This window comes from Gilliamella sp. BG3 (genome assembly GCF_046635605.1).
Lineage (GTDB): Bacteria > Pseudomonadota > Gammaproteobacteria > Enterobacterales > Orbaceae > Gilliamella > Gilliamella bombi.
The window spans coordinates 19,858-36,641 of record NZ_JBIDFE010000005.1; the positions used below are offsets into that span (position 1 = coordinate 19,858).

A 16,784-nucleotide genomic window follows, 5' to 3' on the forward strand; every position below is an offset into this window, starting at 1 on the left:
ACGATCTGCGAACATTGTACAGATAATCATCTACAATGTCCACGAAGTTCTTGAAATATATTAGCTAAAATTCTTTTTTAAACCATCCGGTTAATCGTTTAGCTATCCCTTTTAATGATGATTTATTATTATCTTTTCCATCATCATTTAATAAACTTTGTTTTCCATAATGCAATAACCCTATAGCTGTTGAACAATAAGGTTTTTGAACATAGTCGGTTAATCCAGATATATTTAATGGCTGACCAATACGCACTTGATTTTGAAAAATTTTTTCAGCGCACTCTACCATTCCTTTTATTTGCGACGCACCACCAGTTAAAACAATACCTGCTGCTAATTGATATTTGATATTCTGTTTTTTAAGTTCTTCTTGTAATACAAGTAACTCTTTTTGTACCAACGAAAGAAGTTCTGAATAGCGCGGTTCAATTACATCTGCAAGCGTTTGTCGTTGCAATGAACGTGATGGTCTTCCACCTACGCTTGGAACATCAATAACCTCATCTTTACCAATTAATGAGCCTACAGCGCATCCATAACGAATCTTAATATTTTCAGCATCCATTGGCGGAGCGCCAAATGCATATGCGATATCGCTAGTAACAACATTCCCAGCATAAGGGATTACAACTGAATGACGTAACGCACCTCCTGTATAGACCGTTACATCCATTGTACCGCCGCCCATATCAATTACGCAAACACCAAGTTCTTTTTCATCATCCGTTAAAACTGCATAGCTAGAGGCCAATCCAGAAAAAATAAGTTGATCCACTTTCAAACCGCAACGTTCTACTGCTTTCACAATATTTCTAGCCATATCATTGTGACAAGTAATTAAGTGAACTTTGGCTTTCATTCTTACTCCAGATAAGCCAATAGGATTTTTAATACCTTCTTGCAAATCGATAGAATATTCTTGTGCAATGACATGCAAAATACGGTGCTCATCTAAAATTCTGACTGATTTTGCTGTATGAACAACATTGTCAACATCTTCTGCGGTTACTTCTTCATCCTCTATTGGCACCATGCCTATCTCATTTTGACAACGAATATGTTTACCTGAAAGGCTTAAATATACTGAAGATATTTGACAATCAGCCATTAATTCAGCTTGGTCAACCGCTCTTTGGATTGATTTTACGACAGACTCAAGATCGTTCACACCACCTTTATCAACCCCTTTTGATGGACAATGCCCTACACCGATGATGTTAACAATACCATCGGGAAGAACTTCACCAACAAGAGCAAGTACTTTGGATGTACCAACCTCTAATCCAACAACCAATTTTTTTTCTGTTGCTTTCATACTTCAGCCTTAATTTATTCCTTACTGCACCATTTTTTCTCTTTGCACTGAAATGCCATTTTCATAACGTAAATCAGCGACCATTATTTTTTCATTTTCTGGCATTCTTGACTGAATTTCCGGAAATAACTTGATAAATTGCTGATATCTTTGTTCAATATTTTCACTACCTAATAGTAATTTTATTTCCTGATTTTCTTGGCAAAAACCTGATACACACTGTTTTACCGTCAATTGCCACGCGTTACGTTCATCAGTTATTGCTGTTTTAATATGTAATGCCAACTGATTATTAGCTAATTTTTTAGAAAGATTCTCTAATTTATAATAAGTTTCTAACGCCAATTTTGCTTTACCCTCTGGACCATATAACTTTGGTAGTTTTAAGTTGCTTATACGGTCAAGTGGTACACTAAATACATTGCCACTTTTATCAAGTAAAAATAAGTCATTCCAATAAAGCACTGGCTTATATTCTTCCACATAGACAATTAACCTATCTGGCCACTGTTTACGTACACTGGTTTGCTTCACCCACGGAAATCGCATTACTTCTTGTTGAATATCATTAACATCTTGTCCTATATAGGTATTAGGCAACCCTAGTCCTAAAATAGCTTCCCGAAGATCATCCTCAGTTGTATAGGTATGCTCTCCACTCAATGTTAATTGAGACAATACCATTTGTTCGGGATCATCCATCCAATTTTTAAAACTTTGAACGACCCAAATACTAATACAAATAATCGCAATAAAGAACAAAAATCCTATTAATTGCTCTGTATTACGAAAAATAAGCAGCTTTCTTTTGTTTTTATCGTCCCTTCTATGCGCTGCTTGCCGAACTTGTTTCATAAAATAAGGCCAATTATAAAGTTGCCAAATTCAAAATTTTAGCAACAAGCTCATTAAATGACCATCCATGTTCTTTTGCCGCCATTGGTACCAAACTATGGTCTGTCATACCTGGAGCGGTATTAACTTCAAGTAAAAAAGGTTTTTGATTAGCATTAAACATGATATCAACTCTTCCCCACCCTCGACATCCTACTGCTTTATAAGCATCTAACGCTAATTTACGAATTTCTTGTTCTTGTTCATCAGATAAACCGCTTGGACAAAAATACTGAGTGGTATCAGATAAATATTTCGCATCATAATCATAAAATTTAGTTGCGGGTTTAATATGGATTGAAGGTAAGACCTCGTCACCAACAATTGCTACCGTAAATTCTGGACCTGCTAAAAATGACTCAACCATCACTACACTATCATATTTGAAAGCTGCGCTAATAGCTGCTTCCAATTCAGATGCTTCATTAACTCTAGCCATTCCCACACTTGATCCTTCATGACTTGGTTTAACAAACAACGGTAAACCAAGCTGTTTAACTATAGCACCAGTATCAATTGATTGTGATTTTTCAACCATAACATATTCAGCAACAGGTAAATTGAGTGATTTCCACACTAACTTAGTTTTCAGTTTATCCATTGTTAAGGCTGATGATAAAACATCACTACCGGTATAAGGAATATTTTGATAAGTCAAAATCGCTTGAACAATACCATCTTCCCCACCACGTCCGTGTAAAATAATAAAAGCTTTTGTATAACCTTCTTCTTTTAAATTAGTAATAGAATGATATTTAGTATCAATAAGATGCGCATCGATACCATTTGCCAACAATCCTGCATGTACAGCCTTACCTGACTTAAGTGACACTTCCCGTTCAGCTGAAGTACCACCATACAATACAGCAACTTTATCTACCATTTTATAAAACCTCTTCTGATGATAATTTAGTTTTGGCTAATTGGCGTGCTATACGACCAACACTACCTGCACCTTGTGTAATTAATAAATCACCACTTTGTAAAACTTCTTGCATTATTTCGGGTAGCAAATCTAAATCCGAAACATAAATTGGGTCAACTTTGCCACGATTGCGGATAGAACGGCATAACGAACGGCTATCTGCACCCGCAATAGGTTGCTCTCCTGCGGAATAGACATCTAACATAACAAGTGCATCGACTTGAGAAAGCACTTGTGCGAAATCGTCAAATAAATCCCGAGTACGCGTGTATCGATGTGGTTGGAATAACATAACCAATCTTCGTTCAGGCCAGCCGTTTCTTGCTGCTTGAATTGTTGCATTAACCTCGCTAGGATGATGACCATAATCATCAACCATCATTATATCGCCACCATCAACATGCGGGAATATACCTAATAAATCAAAACGCCGACTAGTACCAGCAAATTTAGCTAATGCATTTATAATTGATTCATCATCAATACCATCTTCTGTTGCTGCAATTATCGCAGCCGCCGAGTTTAAAGCATTATGTTTACCAGGTGCATTTAACTCAATCTGCAAAGCCTTGCGATCAGGACGACAAACCGTGTAATAGCTTACACCTCGTTCTTGACGATAATTTTTAATGACAACATCAGCTTCTTCGCTAAATCCATAAGTGATAATTTTACGTCCCACAATCGGTAGTAATTCTCGATTAATAGGATCGTCGTAGCACATAATAGCTAAACCATAAAATGGAAGGTTATGTAAAAATGAAATAAATGTTTGTTTTAGATTATCAACACTACCTTGATAAGTGTCCATATGGTCAGGCTCTATATTTGTTACAATAGATACCATCGGTTGCAAATGAAGAAATGAAGCATCACTTTCATCAGCCTCAGCAATAAAATAACGGCTACTACCTAATTGAGCATGTGTTCCTGCCGCCTTAACTAAACCACCATTAACAAAAGTTGGATCGAGTTTCGCCTCAGCATAAATAGAGGTAACCATAGCGGTAGTTGTAGTTTTACCATGAGTACCAGCAATTGCTATACCATATCGAAAGCGCATTAATTCAGCTAACATTTCAGCACGTTGAATAACAGGTATACGTGCCGCACGAGCGGCAATTACTTCAATGTTATCTTGCGAAATAGCTGAGGATATAACAACAACGCTAGAATTAATTACATTTTCAGCCGCATGGCCAATAACAATTTTTGCCCCTAATGTTTCTAGATGTTGAGTAACCGCATTTTCAGCAATATCTGATCCACTAATTTGGTATCCTTCATTAGCGAGAACTTCAGCAATTCCCCCCATACCAGCACCACCAATACCCACAAAGTGAATATGTTTAACTCGCTTCATTTCAGGAATAATTGCTCTTAACTTCGCTAATTCCTTTGTATTCACTATTTAACTCCTACATTATTTTACAGTTCACAGTACATATCATCATTGAGCATATCTATCATCGTTATTTTTTATTGCTCAAATGAATCATTGACTCAAACATATATCTAACCTGAAACATTTTGACAAAAATATTACATAAATTTATGTCAGAAAAGTATTATTTTATCACCGAATAAAGGGCTTCTGCTACTTTTTCTGTGGAATTCACAATAGATAAACTTTTAGCTTTTATTGCCATTTCAATTAATTTGTCACGGTTCAAATTACATAACAAATTGGATAGCGATTCAACACTGAAATCAGGTTGTTCTATAATACTAGCAGCACCTATATCTGCTAGTGATTTTGCATTCCAAAATTGCTGACGATCTTTATGCATAAATGGAATAAAAATAGCACCAATACCAACTATTTCAATTTCACTGACGGTTAATGCTCCGCTACGACAAATTACAATATCTGCCCAATTGTATGCATCTGCAACATCTTGGATAAATTCAGTCACTTTGTTATTGGTCATATCGCAATTTTGGTATGACTGAATTACGGAATTCAACATTCCTTTACCTGTTTGATGCCATACTATATATTTATCGGATAATTTTGTTATCACTTTAGGCACAATATCATTAATAACTTTAGCTCCTTGGCTGCCTCCCATGACTAATACTCTAATTGGCCCATCACGATCTTTAAATCTTTCTTCAGGTTTTGCTACAGTTAAAAGATCACTACGAACAGGATTGCCAACTACTTCAGCCTTAGGAAAAGCAGTAGGGAATGCTTGTAAAACTTTAACCGCTATCTTAGCTAGATATTTGTTGGTTAAACCTGCTATACCATTTTGTTCATGTACTACAACCGGTATGCCAAGTGTTTTTGCTGCTATTCCCCCTGGGCCTGAAACATATCCTCCCATACCTAGAACAACATCAGGGCGATAAGTTTTTAAAATTTTTCTAGCTTGTAAAACTGCTTTTAAAATTTTATAAGGTGCTTTTAATAATGCCATAACACCTTTGCCTCGTAGCCCTGATATTTCGATAAAATCAATATCAATACCATTTTCAGGAACTAAGTGTGCTTCCATTCGATCGGCAGTTCCTAACCATCTTACCTGCCAGCCTTGCTTCATTAAATATTGCGCCACAGCAATACCTGGAAAAACATGCCCCCCAGTTCCTCCTGCCATAACTAATAATTTTTTCATTATTTTATTAACCTTATTCTTGCTTGGGCTTGTTGTTGTCTAAATTCAAAATCAATTCGGAGTAATATTGCTGTTGCAATACTCATCACAATAAGACTTGATCCACCATAACTAATAAATGGTAGTGTTAATCCTTTAGTAGGCAACATTCCAGATGTAACACCCACATTTACAAATGTTTGAAAACCAAACCATATCCCAATTTCACAAGCTAAATAACCAGAGAACAATGAACTTTCATTCAGTGCTCGATAACCAATTGCAAGCGCCTTAAATGTTAGAAAGAAAAGTAATGACAATAAAGCAACTACGCCTATATATCCATACTCTTCTGATATAATTGAGAAAATGAAATCAGTATGACATTCTGGCAAATAACCTAATTTCAGTACAGAATTTCCCATACCTTGTCCAGTAACGCCTCCATTACCAATTGCCATTAATGAGGCAACTAATTGATAACCTGAACCTGTAGCATCTTGCCAAGGGTCAAGAAAGGTTAACAGTCGTGTTAAGCGGTAAGACTCATATAAAATCAAACAAATTACTGCGCCAACTCCCGTTAGCAAAATAGCAATAAATTGCCACAATTGCGCACCTGCAATAAATAAAATGCCAATAGTGACCATAAATAAAACAATAACAGTACCTAAATCTGGTTGTTTAAGTAACAAAATAGAAAGTATAGTCATAACAACCATTGGTTTAAAAAACCCCCAAAAGCCACTTTGTACTTCTTCAGATTTACGTGATAAATAACCAGCTAAGAATAAAAATAGCGCTAATTTTGAAAGTTCTGCAGGTTGAAAATTGAATACTCCTAGAGGTATCCAACGAGATGCTCCATTAATCGAAGAACCAATACCTAACACAACGATTAACATAATAATAGCAATAATAAGTAAAACAGAAGCAAACTGTTGCCAACGTTGCATTGGAATATAAAACGTAATAAACATTAAAAATAATGATAGTCCTAACTGAATAAGTTCTCGTTGTGTATAAAAGAAAGGATCGCTTTCATTAAATGCCATTGAAGAAGATGTCACCATGATCAAACCGAAGATCATTAAACCTAACACAGTCCAAAGTAGCTGGTTGTCAAATGGTATGTGGGGATTAACCTGTTTTTTTAACCAAAAGAGTGTCATTTTGTACTCCTTTGAGTATATTGTTCAGCAAGTTGTGCAAACTGTTTTCCGCGTTCAATATAATTCTTAAACTGATCTAAGCTTGCGCATGCTGGAGAAAGCAAGACCACATCATTTGGTTCAACTTTTTGAGCAATAACTTGCATTGCATCTGACAATGTTTCAGTTACAGTTGTTATATGAGGTGCTAGCTTAGCAAGGATAAAACGATCACGCCCAAAACAAAAAATTTCTAGATTTCTGTTTTCAAAAAAAGGAATCAATGGCGAAAAATCCGCTGATTTTCCATCCCCACCTAATAATAAAAATAATTTCCCTTTGCAAACTACGCTATTTAATGCTGCTTCTGTACTACCTACATTAGTTGCTTTGGAATCATTAATCCACTTCACACCATTTTTTTCCAACACTAACTCAAAACGATGTGCTAGACCATGAAATGAAATAATTGTTGCTATACTTGATTCCCGTGAAATTTTCAGTTTATCAACTATAGCTAAAGCCGCTAACGCATTAAGATAATTATGGCATCCCGCCAGTTTCATTATTTTAGTCGCTACTACTGGCTGCTCTTGTGCAATCAAATGTTCAAAGTGGAAATCCAAATGATAATCCCCTTTATTTACACCAAATGAAACGCAGTTTTTTTGTTGGTCAGTCGGAATGGTTAACTTATCATCATGGTTAATTACACAATACTTGGCATTATGATAAATACGTTGCTTGGCCTCAACATATTGCATTAATCCAAGAGGATAACGATCCATATGATCTTCTGAAATATTTAAGATTGTTGCAACTGTAGCTTTTAAACTCTGAGTTGTTTCTAGCTGAAAGCTAGACAGTTCAAGAACATATACATCGTAATGTTGATTCAATAACGATAATGCTGGCTGCCCAATATTACCACCAATAGCGACTTTAATACCTGCCGACTTAATAATTTCACCAACTAATGTTGTTACTGTAGTTTTACCATTTGCACCTGTAATGGCTACAATTTGTTTACTGTTTTGTTGATTCAATTCACGGCAAAATAGTTCAATATCGCCAATAATTTCAATACCTTTTTTAGCTGCCTGTTGTAGTTCAGGTGTTGATAAAGCAATTCCTGGACTGACTATTATTAAATCAGCATCAAGCAACCAATCAACATTTAATTCCCCTAAATGGCAAGCAACACGTTTGTCTAATTGTTCCATCCCTGATGGCGACTTACGAGTATCAATAACTTTAGGTATAACATTTTGAGCAAGAAAATAGTCTACACAAGAAAGTCCTGTGACACCTAAACCAATAATAACGACATTTTTTCCTTGATAGCTAACCATGATTTGATCCTAATATCTTTTATTAACGTAATTTCAAAGTTAATAAACCTATTACAACTAACATCAATGAAATTATCCAAAACCGCACAATAACACGCGGTTCTGGCCAACCCTTTAATTCATAGTGATGATGAATTGGTGCCATACGGAAAATTCTTTTACCTCGTAATTTAAATGATCCTACTTGTAAAATTACGGATAAAGTTTCAATAACAAAAATTCCCCCCATAATCAGTAATAAAAATTCTTGTCGTAATAAAACAGCAATAATTCCAAACACGCCACCTAAAGCTAGCGATCCAACATCTCCCATAAAAACCATCGCCGGATATGTGTTAAACCATAAAAAACCAAGTCCAGCTCCAATAATTGCAGTACAAACAATCATCAACTCTCCGCTGAATTTAATATAAGGAATATTCAAATAAGCAGCAAAATTGACATTCCCTGTAGCCCATGCTACAAGCGTAAAACCAGCGGCTACAAAAACAGTTGGCATAATTGCTAATCCATCAAGTCCATCTGTTAAATTAACGGCATTACCAGCCCCAACTATAACTACATAAGTTAATAAAATAAACCATAGTCCCAATTGAGGCATCACATCTTTAAAAAATGGCACAACAAGTACTGTTACCGTGCTATCTTTACCATAAACATAAAGACCAAAAGCAACAATTAATGCAATAACCGATTGCCAAAAGTATTTCCATCTAGCAATTAATCCAGCACTATTTTTACGAATTACTTTTAAATAATCATCAGCAAAGCCAACAATGCCATAACCAATTAAAACAAACAAAGTTACCCAAACATAAGGATTGCGTAAATCTGCCCATAGCAATACCGATAAGGAAATTGAGGCTAAAATTAGCGTCCCCCCCATAGTCGGTGTTCCTTTTTTACTTAAATGAGACTCAGGCCCATCATGGCGAATGACTTGACCAATCTGTAATTTTTGCAGCCAGTCAATGACTTTTTGCCCCAAAAATAATGAAATTGCTAGCGAGGTTAATAAACCTAAAATAGCTCTTACTGTTAAATAAGAGATAACATTAAAAAAGGTAAAATGTTTAACTAAATATTCCGATATCCAAAGCAACATAATCTTAATCCTGACTCATTTTGAGTTGTTCAATTTGAATTTTTTCGATAACTTCTTCCATTTTTGCACTACGCGAACCTTTAACTAACATTGTTAAATTTGGTTGTTGGCGTAACAGCATTAATAGATAATTCACTGCATCTTGTTTATTATTGAAATGGTGACCCACACCACTAAACTGGCTAATAAATTGACTTAATTTGCCTACACTTACTACACAATCAATTTTTTCATCATGAGCAAGCTCACCTATTTGGCAATGATATTTTTCAGCTTCTGGCCCTAGCTCACCCATATCACCGACAACTAAAATCCGATAACCGGGCTGTTTTGCCAAAACTTTGACAGCCGCTGACATCGATCCAACATTAGCATTATAAGTATCATCCCAAATTAATTGGGTTTGATTTAATTTTATTGGAAATAACCGGCCTTTTACAGGCGTTAAAGAGGCTAAGCCATGTTGAATCTGATTCAAAGTCGCTCCGACAGAAAGTGCTAAAGCTGATGCCGCGATCGCATTTGAAATATTATGTTTCCCAACTAGCGATAACATAATCTCACATTCACCTTTAGGTGTATGTAATGTAAATGTTGTATTTTTTTCGTGTTGAATATTACTAGCATAAAATTGAGCAGAAGGGTTCGTTAACGAAAAAGTCCAAACTGTTTTGTTTACTAACTGAGTAAACCATTTATCAGAACAACTATCTAAATTAATAATAGCAATACCACCATCAAGCAATCCTTGAAAGATTTCGCCTTTAGCTTTTGCTACACCTTCAAGTGTTCCAAAACCTTCTATATGTGCTTCTGCAATATTATTGATTAAAGCGCTTTGTGGTTTGACAATATTCGTAGTATAGGCTATTTCACCGATATGATTAGCGCCTAATTCTATAACTGCAAACTGGTCTTGTTTAGTTAAACGTAACAGTGTTAATGGCACCCCAATATCATTATTGAAATTGCCTTGTGTATAAAGGGTCTGTCCACAGTGTAGTAATATTGCCGCAGTCATTTCTTTAACTGACGTTTTACCTGATGAACCTGTAAGTGCAACAATTTTAGCTGTACTTTGCTGCCGGATAAAATTAGCGATTACCCCTAAAGCCAAGCGAGTATCCTTAACAACAATCTGTGGTATGGTCTTATCAAGTTTATGATCGACGATCACGGCTATAGCACCATCTTTAATAGATTGTTCAGCAAAAGCATGTCCATCAAAATTATTTCCAACAAGTGCGATGAATAGCGATTGTTTTATTATTTTTCGTGAATCAGTGCAAATTGTATCAATCACAGCACTTTCATCTTGAATGTAATAACATTCACCATTAACTATTTTTTTTATTTGCTCAATTTCTAATGGAATCATGATTGATTCTCTACTCCTAGAATTTTTTTCACTGTTTCTTGATCTGAATAGTGATATTTGGTATTACCAATTATTTGATAGTCCTCATGCCCTTTACCTGCAATTAAAATGACATCATTAGGCTTAGCCTGCTTTAATGTTTGCGTAATAGCCTGCACTCTATTGGTAATTATGAGTACATTATCAGTGTGATGTAAACCTTGTTGAATATCATGAATAATCTTCATTTCATCTTCAGTGCGTGGATTATCATTAGTTAAAACAATTTTATCGGCAAATTGTTCTGCGATTTCAGCCATTAAAGGTCTTTTTCCTGTATCCCTATCGCCACCACATCCAAAAATCACCCATAAAGAACCTTTACAATGAATTCGACTAGCTTGCAAAGCTTTCTGTAAAGCATCTGGAGTATGCGCATAATCAACAATAACCGTTGGGCTATTTTTTACATGTAAAACCTCCATTCGCCCACAGATTGGAGTCAAAAAAGAAGCCATATTAACAACAGCAAAAAATGGATAGTTCAATGTTAAAAGTGTAGCTATAGCTAATAGCAAATTAGAAACATTAAATTCACCTAGCAATCGGCTATTAATAATGGCATTTCCCCAACTTGATTCCATATGAATTTGGGCACCTTTATCAAGATATTCGATCATTGATACACCAACGTAAGGTATATTTAACGCCTTGAGTCGACGTAATGATTTTGTTTGACATGATACAGCTGTCACTTGTGGAAGTTTTTCAATCCATCTTTTACCATATTTGTCATCATAATTAATAATTGATTTACCCGCAGCTAAAACTTGTTTTTCTTTTTCATCGGGACTAAATAACGACCATTTTGCTTTTGCATATCTATTCATTGTTTTGTGATAATCAAGATGATCTCGACTTAAATTTGTAAATACAGTAGCAGCACAATTTAGCCCTTTAACCCGATCCATGGCAAGCCCATGTGAAGAAATTTCCATCGTTACAACTTTGACCTGTTTCTCTACAAATTCGGCTAATAAGGTTTGCACATCTACTGCTGATAACGTTGTATTAACTGATGGCTCAAGTTCATTATAAATTCCATTACCAATGGTGCCCATTAATGCTGTTTTTTCATTCAATAATGTTAAACATTGGGCAATAAGCTGACTAACAGTTGTTTTCCCATTGGTTCCTGTCACACCAATAACAGATAATTTTTTTGATGGAGAATGATAAAACTCATTAGCAATCAAGGATAGACGCTGTGAAAGTTGGAAAACACTAATTTGTGGAATTATCGATTTATTTTCATGCCTAATATAGTCAATTTTTAAGTCATTTGATTTTCTACTTGCTTCTACTAAGATAACAACTGCACCCATTGAAATAGCTTGTGGAATAAATGATTGACCATCAACTGTATGACCTTTGATAGCGATAAACACATCGTTTTTTCCTACTTTGCGACTATCTATACGCAAATGATTAAGTGGAAAATCATCTAATTTTAAATTACATCTTCCACCTAATAATTCCAATAATGTTTTAAACGAGTTTGTTGCTAGCATTTTCACCTACTAATAAATAATCATTTGCCCATCAACTTGGCGATCAGGTTTTACATTCATCGTTCTAAGCACACCGCCCATAATGCGACTGAAAACAGGCGCAGAAACTGAACCACCATAATATTGGCCAGCTTTAGGATTATCAATAACAACAACTAGTGAATACTTTGGTGCTGTTGCTGGAGCGATACCTGCGGTATAAGCTAAATATTGATTAACATACCGTCCACCGGATAATTTTTTCGCTGTTCCTGTTTTAACTCCAACACTATAACCAGGAACCGATGCTTTAGTTCCTCCACCAGTAACAGCTACAGCCTCCATTAATTGAACAACTGTTTTAGCATCTTTTTCAGAAACTACACGTTTACCCTTAACAGGTTCTGTGACTTTTAAAATTGATACAGGTCGGTAAATTCCATAACTACCGATAGTTGCATAAGCTCTTGCTAACTGTAATGGGGTAACAGTTAATCCATATCCAAACGCAAATGTTGCTCGCTCAATATCAGCCCATTTTCTGGTTCTATCGGCTGCAATTGAACCACTAACTTCACCACCTAAGCCTAATTCCGTTGGTTGACCTAATCCAAATCGACTATAGAATTCTACAAGATCATCCTGTTGCATTTGTAAAGCTAGCTTACTTACTCCAACATTACTTGATTTTTCTAAGATACCTGCCAAATTAAGCGTTTTTTGATATGACACATCTTTAATTTCATAACGATTAACATAAAAAGGTCTAGTATCGATAATAGTATTTAAGTTAGCAATTTTCTTTTCTAAGGCAGCCATTACAACTAGCGGTTTAACCGTAGAGCCTGGTTCAAACGCATCAGTAACAGCTCTATTTCTCAATAAATTATAATCAATTGATGAGCGATTATTTGGATTATAAGATGGGCTGGTTGCCATCGCTAAAATCTCACCACTATGCACATCAACCAATACAGCTGTTCCACTGTCTGCTTTGTTAAATTGAACCGCTTGACTAAGTTCGCTATAAACTAGTGATTGTAAACGCTCATCTATACTTAATATTAAATCTGATGCTGTTTCTGTTTCTGTCCGTTCTAATTCTTCAATAACACGACCTACTCGATCACGTCTTACAACTCTTTGCCCCGATTCACCTATTAACCATTTATTAAAGCTTTTTTCAATACCTTCAGAACCTTTCTCAGCACCATTTGCATCAATATCTGTTAAACCAATTAATTGAGCTATATTTTCTGCCGCAGGGTAATAACGTTTAGATGTTTTAGCAAACGATATCCCCGGTAACTTTAGTTTTTTTAAATAGTCAGATATTGTTGGCGTTACTTGCTTAGACAAATAAACAAATCTCATTGATGGATTGTTTAATTTTTGCTTTAGCGTTGACATTGGAATATTCAACGTTTGTGCTAATCCTTGCCATCTAATATCATCAGCTTTAACACCACCTTTTTGCACAACAATTTTAGGATCTGCCCAAACATCAAACATCGGTACACTTACTGCTAACGCACGCCCATTACGATCGGTGATCATGGCTCTTGGTGCATCAATTTCTTGGTGACGAAGTGAGCGCTTATTACCTTCAGCAATCAGTTTATCTGGTTCAATAATTTGCAATAATGCCATTCGAGCCATAAGACAAATAATCGCTAAAATAATAAGTCCATATATAATATAAAAACGATTCGGTGTAAAAAACTGTCTTTTACCATTTAACCTATTATTTTTATTTGTTTTTACAACCTTTTTAGTTTTATTTTTTTTATATTTAGTGGCAGGTTTCATTATTTACTCTTTATTACAATGACTGTTTCATTTTGCTGTGTCACATAAGACATACCTAATTGATTTTTAGCTTTCTCTTCGACACGTTTTGGATCAGCAAGTACATTTTCTTCAATAACTAAATTCCGCCATTCGCTTTCTAACACATCTTGTTCTAATAAAAGTTGCTCACGTTCAAATAACTGTTTACGAATTTGTTGCGTTGTTATTAATACTGCACCAGCAGAAATAATAATCATCACAAGTAATAACAATGAAATTTTTTGATGCCTAAATAAATCCCCAATAATTACACCAAACAAGCTTTTACTCGGTCTTTTTTGAAAATTTTTATCAATATAAGTTTTATCTAGAAAAAAATCATTGTCTTGGTTATTCATTTTTCCTTTCTGCTACCCTTAATATTGCGCTTCGGGAGCGCGGGTTATTATTAATTTCAATAGTATTTGGTTTAATTTTGCCAAGTGATTTTAATTTAGCACTACCATATTGTTTAATTTGTTGTTCAGTTAATGGTAATCGTGTTGGTAAATCTGGACCTTTACTCTGTTTACTAATAAATTGTTTTACAATCCTATCTTCTAAAGAATGAAAGCTAATAACCGCTAATCTTCCTTGATTGGCAAGCACTGATAAACAACTATTTAGCACTTGCTCGACTTCTTCCAATTCACTATTAATATAAATACGAATAGCCTGAAAACTACGTGTAGCTGGATGCTTATTTTTATCCTTTCTTGGTATAGCTTTTTCAATTAAATTAGCCAACTCTAAGGTACGAGTAATCGGCGAGATTTTATTCTGCTCGACAATCGATCGAGCAATACGTTTGGCAAATTTCTCTTCACCAAATGTCTTTAACACCCATGAAATATCGTCTTCATCACTGCTAAGTAACCATTCACTTGCAGTTAAACCTTTACTATTATTCATACGCATATCAAGAGGTCCATCACGCATAAAAGAGAATCCCCTGTCAGGATCATCAAGTTGTGGTGATGAAACACCTAGATCTAATAAGACACCATCAATTTCGCCCAATAATTCTAACTCTTCAATATATCGGTATAAATTAGAAAATTCACCACGAATAAAAGTAAATCGAGGATCTATTATCTGTAACGCAGTTTGCTCTGCACGCTCATCACGATCAATAGCAATCAATCGTCCTTGTGCTCCTAGTTGTTCAAGTATTAAACGAGAATGGCCTCCTCGTCCAAAGGTACCATCAACATAAATGCCATCTTTTTTTATATTTAATGCACTTACAGCTTCGTTTAATAAAACCGTCGTATGCTGATAATCCATCAATCTTTACTCTTATTAAATAGTTAAACTTTTCAAATTATCTGATAAGTTTTCAATATCGCTTGATAATGCGGTAATATCATCATTAATTTGTTGATACCAACTTGCCTCATCCCAAATTTCAAATTTATTAGATTGACCAACAAACATTATATTTTTTTCTAATTTTGCATAAGTACGCAATGTAGGTGACAATAAAATTCGTCCAGAATTATCCATTAGGCACTCAGTTGCATACCCCAATAACAATCTTTTTATTCTACGTTCAGTTTCAACAATGGTTGATAATGTTGCAAGTTGCTGTTCAATACATTTCCATTCGGACATTGAATAAAGTGTCAAGCATGGGTCGTATAAACCAATTGTGCAAACCATACCTTCAGATAAAGATTCACGGTAGCGAGTAGGAATAGCTAACCGTCCTTTATTATCTAAACTAATTGAAATTGCACCACTAAACATAAAAGTATTTTTCTTTATAATTTATTTAAATTTTAATTAATAAAAATCAACATGTTAATAAAACACTTATTTTTACCACTTAACCCCACTTTTTACCACAAAATTTAATAAATTAATAGGTATTTGAATAATTAATTTATAAATGATTTAAAAGCATCTTCTAGGTTTTTATGTAGAAAATAAATTGCTGGTATAAGAAAATTAAGGAGGGGGGATTTGCCGACGTAAGTCGGCAAAAAAATGAGGAAAATTTAAGATACGGTCCAAAACCCAGTTATATTAACTTTATCCTGCTGCAAAACAGCACGAATAGGCATTTGATTAACATCATTATTTTTTTCGGCTTGTTCTAATACACACAATTTGCTTTCACCAACTAAATGTAGGTAGATATTTTTGCTATTTAAAATAGCTGGCAATGTTAATGTAATACGATCTAGTGGTGCTGTTAATGGTGTCATACCAACAACTTTCCGTCCAGATTTCATATCTAAACCGTTAGCCAAATTAGCTGCGCCTGGGAATAATGAGGCAGTATGCCCATCTTCTCCCATACCTAAAACAATTACATCAAATGGCATCGGAACTTTATCTAAAAGTTTATCTGTAACTTCTGCACCATCAAATGGATTATTACAACTGTTTTTTAAACCAACAAAATTAGCCAATTTAGCATTATTTTGTAATAGATAAGTGTTCACTAACTTTTCGTTACTAGCATCATCAGTATCATTAACCCATCTATCATCTACCAACGTAATAAAAACTCGGCTCCATTCTATATTTTGTTTACTTAGTGAAACAAATAATGGAATAGGTGTTTTACCACCAGAAACCGCAATTGAAGCATGTCCTTTTTGTACAATGGCCTGTTTTAATTCATTGACGATATGTGAGGTTAAATCTTCGATCAATAATTGACTATTTTGATATTTATTTAACGTAAACATAGT

15 protein-coding genes are annotated in these 16,784 nt (G+C 34.9%); all 15 read right to left on the bottom strand.

Features of this window, described 5'->3' with window-relative positions; genetic code table 11:
* Nucleotides 1-64 precede the first annotated feature (64 nt).
* Nucleotides 65-1,318 carry a cell division protein FtsA gene (gene ftsA / locus ACGH6S_RS03495; RefSeq protein WP_174798734.1) on the bottom strand — a complete coding sequence of 418 codons (1,254 nt, stop codon included), beginning with the start codon at nucleotides 1,316-1,318 and terminating at the stop codon, nucleotides 65-67.
* A gap of 21 nt (nucleotides 1,319-1,339) precedes the next feature.
* Complete coding sequence (locus ACGH6S_RS03500) at nucleotides 1,340-2,173, bottom strand: FtsQ-type POTRA domain-containing protein (RefSeq protein ID WP_174798735.1); 834 nt, start codon at nucleotides 2,171-2,173, stop codon at nucleotides 1,340-1,342.
* A 13-nt stretch (nucleotides 2,174-2,186) separates the two neighbouring features.
* Nucleotides 2,187-3,095, bottom strand: a complete 909-nt coding sequence (locus ACGH6S_RS03505; RefSeq protein ID WP_174798736.1) for a D-alanine--D-alanine ligase — start codon at nucleotides 3,093-3,095, stop codon at nucleotides 2,187-2,189.
* 1 nt (nucleotide 3,096) lies between these two features.
* A complete protein-coding gene (gene murC / locus ACGH6S_RS03510) occupies nucleotides 3,097-4,545 on the bottom strand; it encodes a UDP-N-acetylmuramate--L-alanine ligase (RefSeq protein WP_174798737.1) in 1,449 nt (482 codons plus the stop codon).
* A gap of 160 nt (nucleotides 4,546-4,705) precedes the next feature.
* Nucleotides 4,706-5,758, bottom strand: a complete 1,053-nt coding sequence (murG, locus tag ACGH6S_RS03515; RefSeq protein WP_065590392.1) for an undecaprenyldiphospho-muramoylpentapeptide beta-N-acetylglucosaminyltransferase — start codon at nucleotides 5,756-5,758, stop codon at nucleotides 4,706-4,708.
* Nucleotides 5,758-6,909 carry a cell division protein FtsW gene (ftsW, locus tag ACGH6S_RS03520; protein WP_081298061.1) on the bottom strand — a complete coding sequence of 384 codons (1,152 nt, stop codon included), beginning with the start codon at nucleotides 6,907-6,909 and terminating at the stop codon, nucleotides 5,758-5,760. Before ftsW ends, murG begins: the two co-directional genes overlap by 1 nt.
* Nucleotides 6,906-8,240 (bottom strand): UDP-N-acetylmuramoyl-L-alanine--D-glutamate ligase, encoded by a 1,335-nt coding sequence (gene murD / locus ACGH6S_RS03525; RefSeq protein ID WP_065590393.1) that lies wholly within the window; start codon nucleotides 8,238-8,240, stop codon nucleotides 6,906-6,908. Before murD ends, ftsW begins: the two co-directional genes overlap by 4 nt.
* 22 nt (nucleotides 8,241-8,262) lie before the next feature.
* Entirely contained in the window at nucleotides 8,263-9,345 is a 1,083-nt protein-coding gene (mraY, locus tag ACGH6S_RS03530; protein ID WP_065560405.1) for a phospho-N-acetylmuramoyl-pentapeptide-transferase, read from the bottom strand.
* Between the two features lie 4 nt (nucleotides 9,346-9,349).
* Nucleotides 9,350-10,723: a UDP-N-acetylmuramoyl-tripeptide--D-alanyl-D-alanine ligase gene (gene murF / locus ACGH6S_RS03535; RefSeq protein WP_411578351.1), complete on the bottom strand. Its 1,374-nt coding sequence runs from the start codon at nucleotides 10,721-10,723 to the stop codon at nucleotides 9,350-9,352.
* The gene (gene murE, locus ACGH6S_RS03540; RefSeq protein WP_411578350.1) at nucleotides 10,720-12,273 is read right to left on the bottom strand and encodes a UDP-N-acetylmuramoyl-L-alanyl-D-glutamate--2,6-diaminopimelate ligase; all 1,554 of its coding nucleotides are present in this window, start codon (nucleotides 12,271-12,273) and stop codon (nucleotides 10,720-10,722) included. Before murE ends, murF begins: the two co-directional genes overlap by 4 nt.
* A gap of 9 nt (nucleotides 12,274-12,282) precedes the next feature.
* Complete coding sequence (gene ftsI / locus ACGH6S_RS03545; protein WP_411578349.1) at nucleotides 12,283-14,061, bottom strand: peptidoglycan glycosyltransferase FtsI; 1,779 nt, start codon at nucleotides 14,059-14,061, stop codon at nucleotides 12,283-12,285.
* Entirely contained in the window at nucleotides 14,061-14,441 is a 381-nt protein-coding gene (gene ftsL, locus ACGH6S_RS03550; protein ID WP_085164936.1) for a cell division protein FtsL, read from the bottom strand. The genes ftsI and ftsL overlap by 1 nt, the downstream gene beginning before the upstream one ends.
* Nucleotides 14,434-15,369: a 16S rRNA (cytosine(1402)-N(4))-methyltransferase RsmH gene (gene rsmH / locus ACGH6S_RS03555; protein WP_411578348.1), complete on the bottom strand. Its 936-nt coding sequence runs from the start codon at nucleotides 15,367-15,369 to the stop codon at nucleotides 14,434-14,436. Before rsmH ends, ftsL begins: the two co-directional genes overlap by 8 nt.
* A 15-nt stretch (nucleotides 15,370-15,384) precedes the next feature.
* Entirely contained in the window at nucleotides 15,385-15,831 is a 447-nt protein-coding gene (gene mraZ / locus ACGH6S_RS03560) for a division/cell wall cluster transcriptional repressor MraZ (RefSeq protein WP_065590397.1), read from the bottom strand.
* Nucleotides 15,832-16,082: 251 nt separating this feature from the next.
* Nucleotides 16,083-16,781 carry a 6-phosphogluconolactonase gene (gene pgl, locus ACGH6S_RS03565; RefSeq protein WP_174798742.1) on the bottom strand — a complete coding sequence of 233 codons (699 nt, stop codon included), beginning with the start codon at nucleotides 16,779-16,781 and terminating at the stop codon, nucleotides 16,083-16,085.
* Between the last annotated feature and the right edge of the window lie 3 nt (nucleotides 16,782-16,784).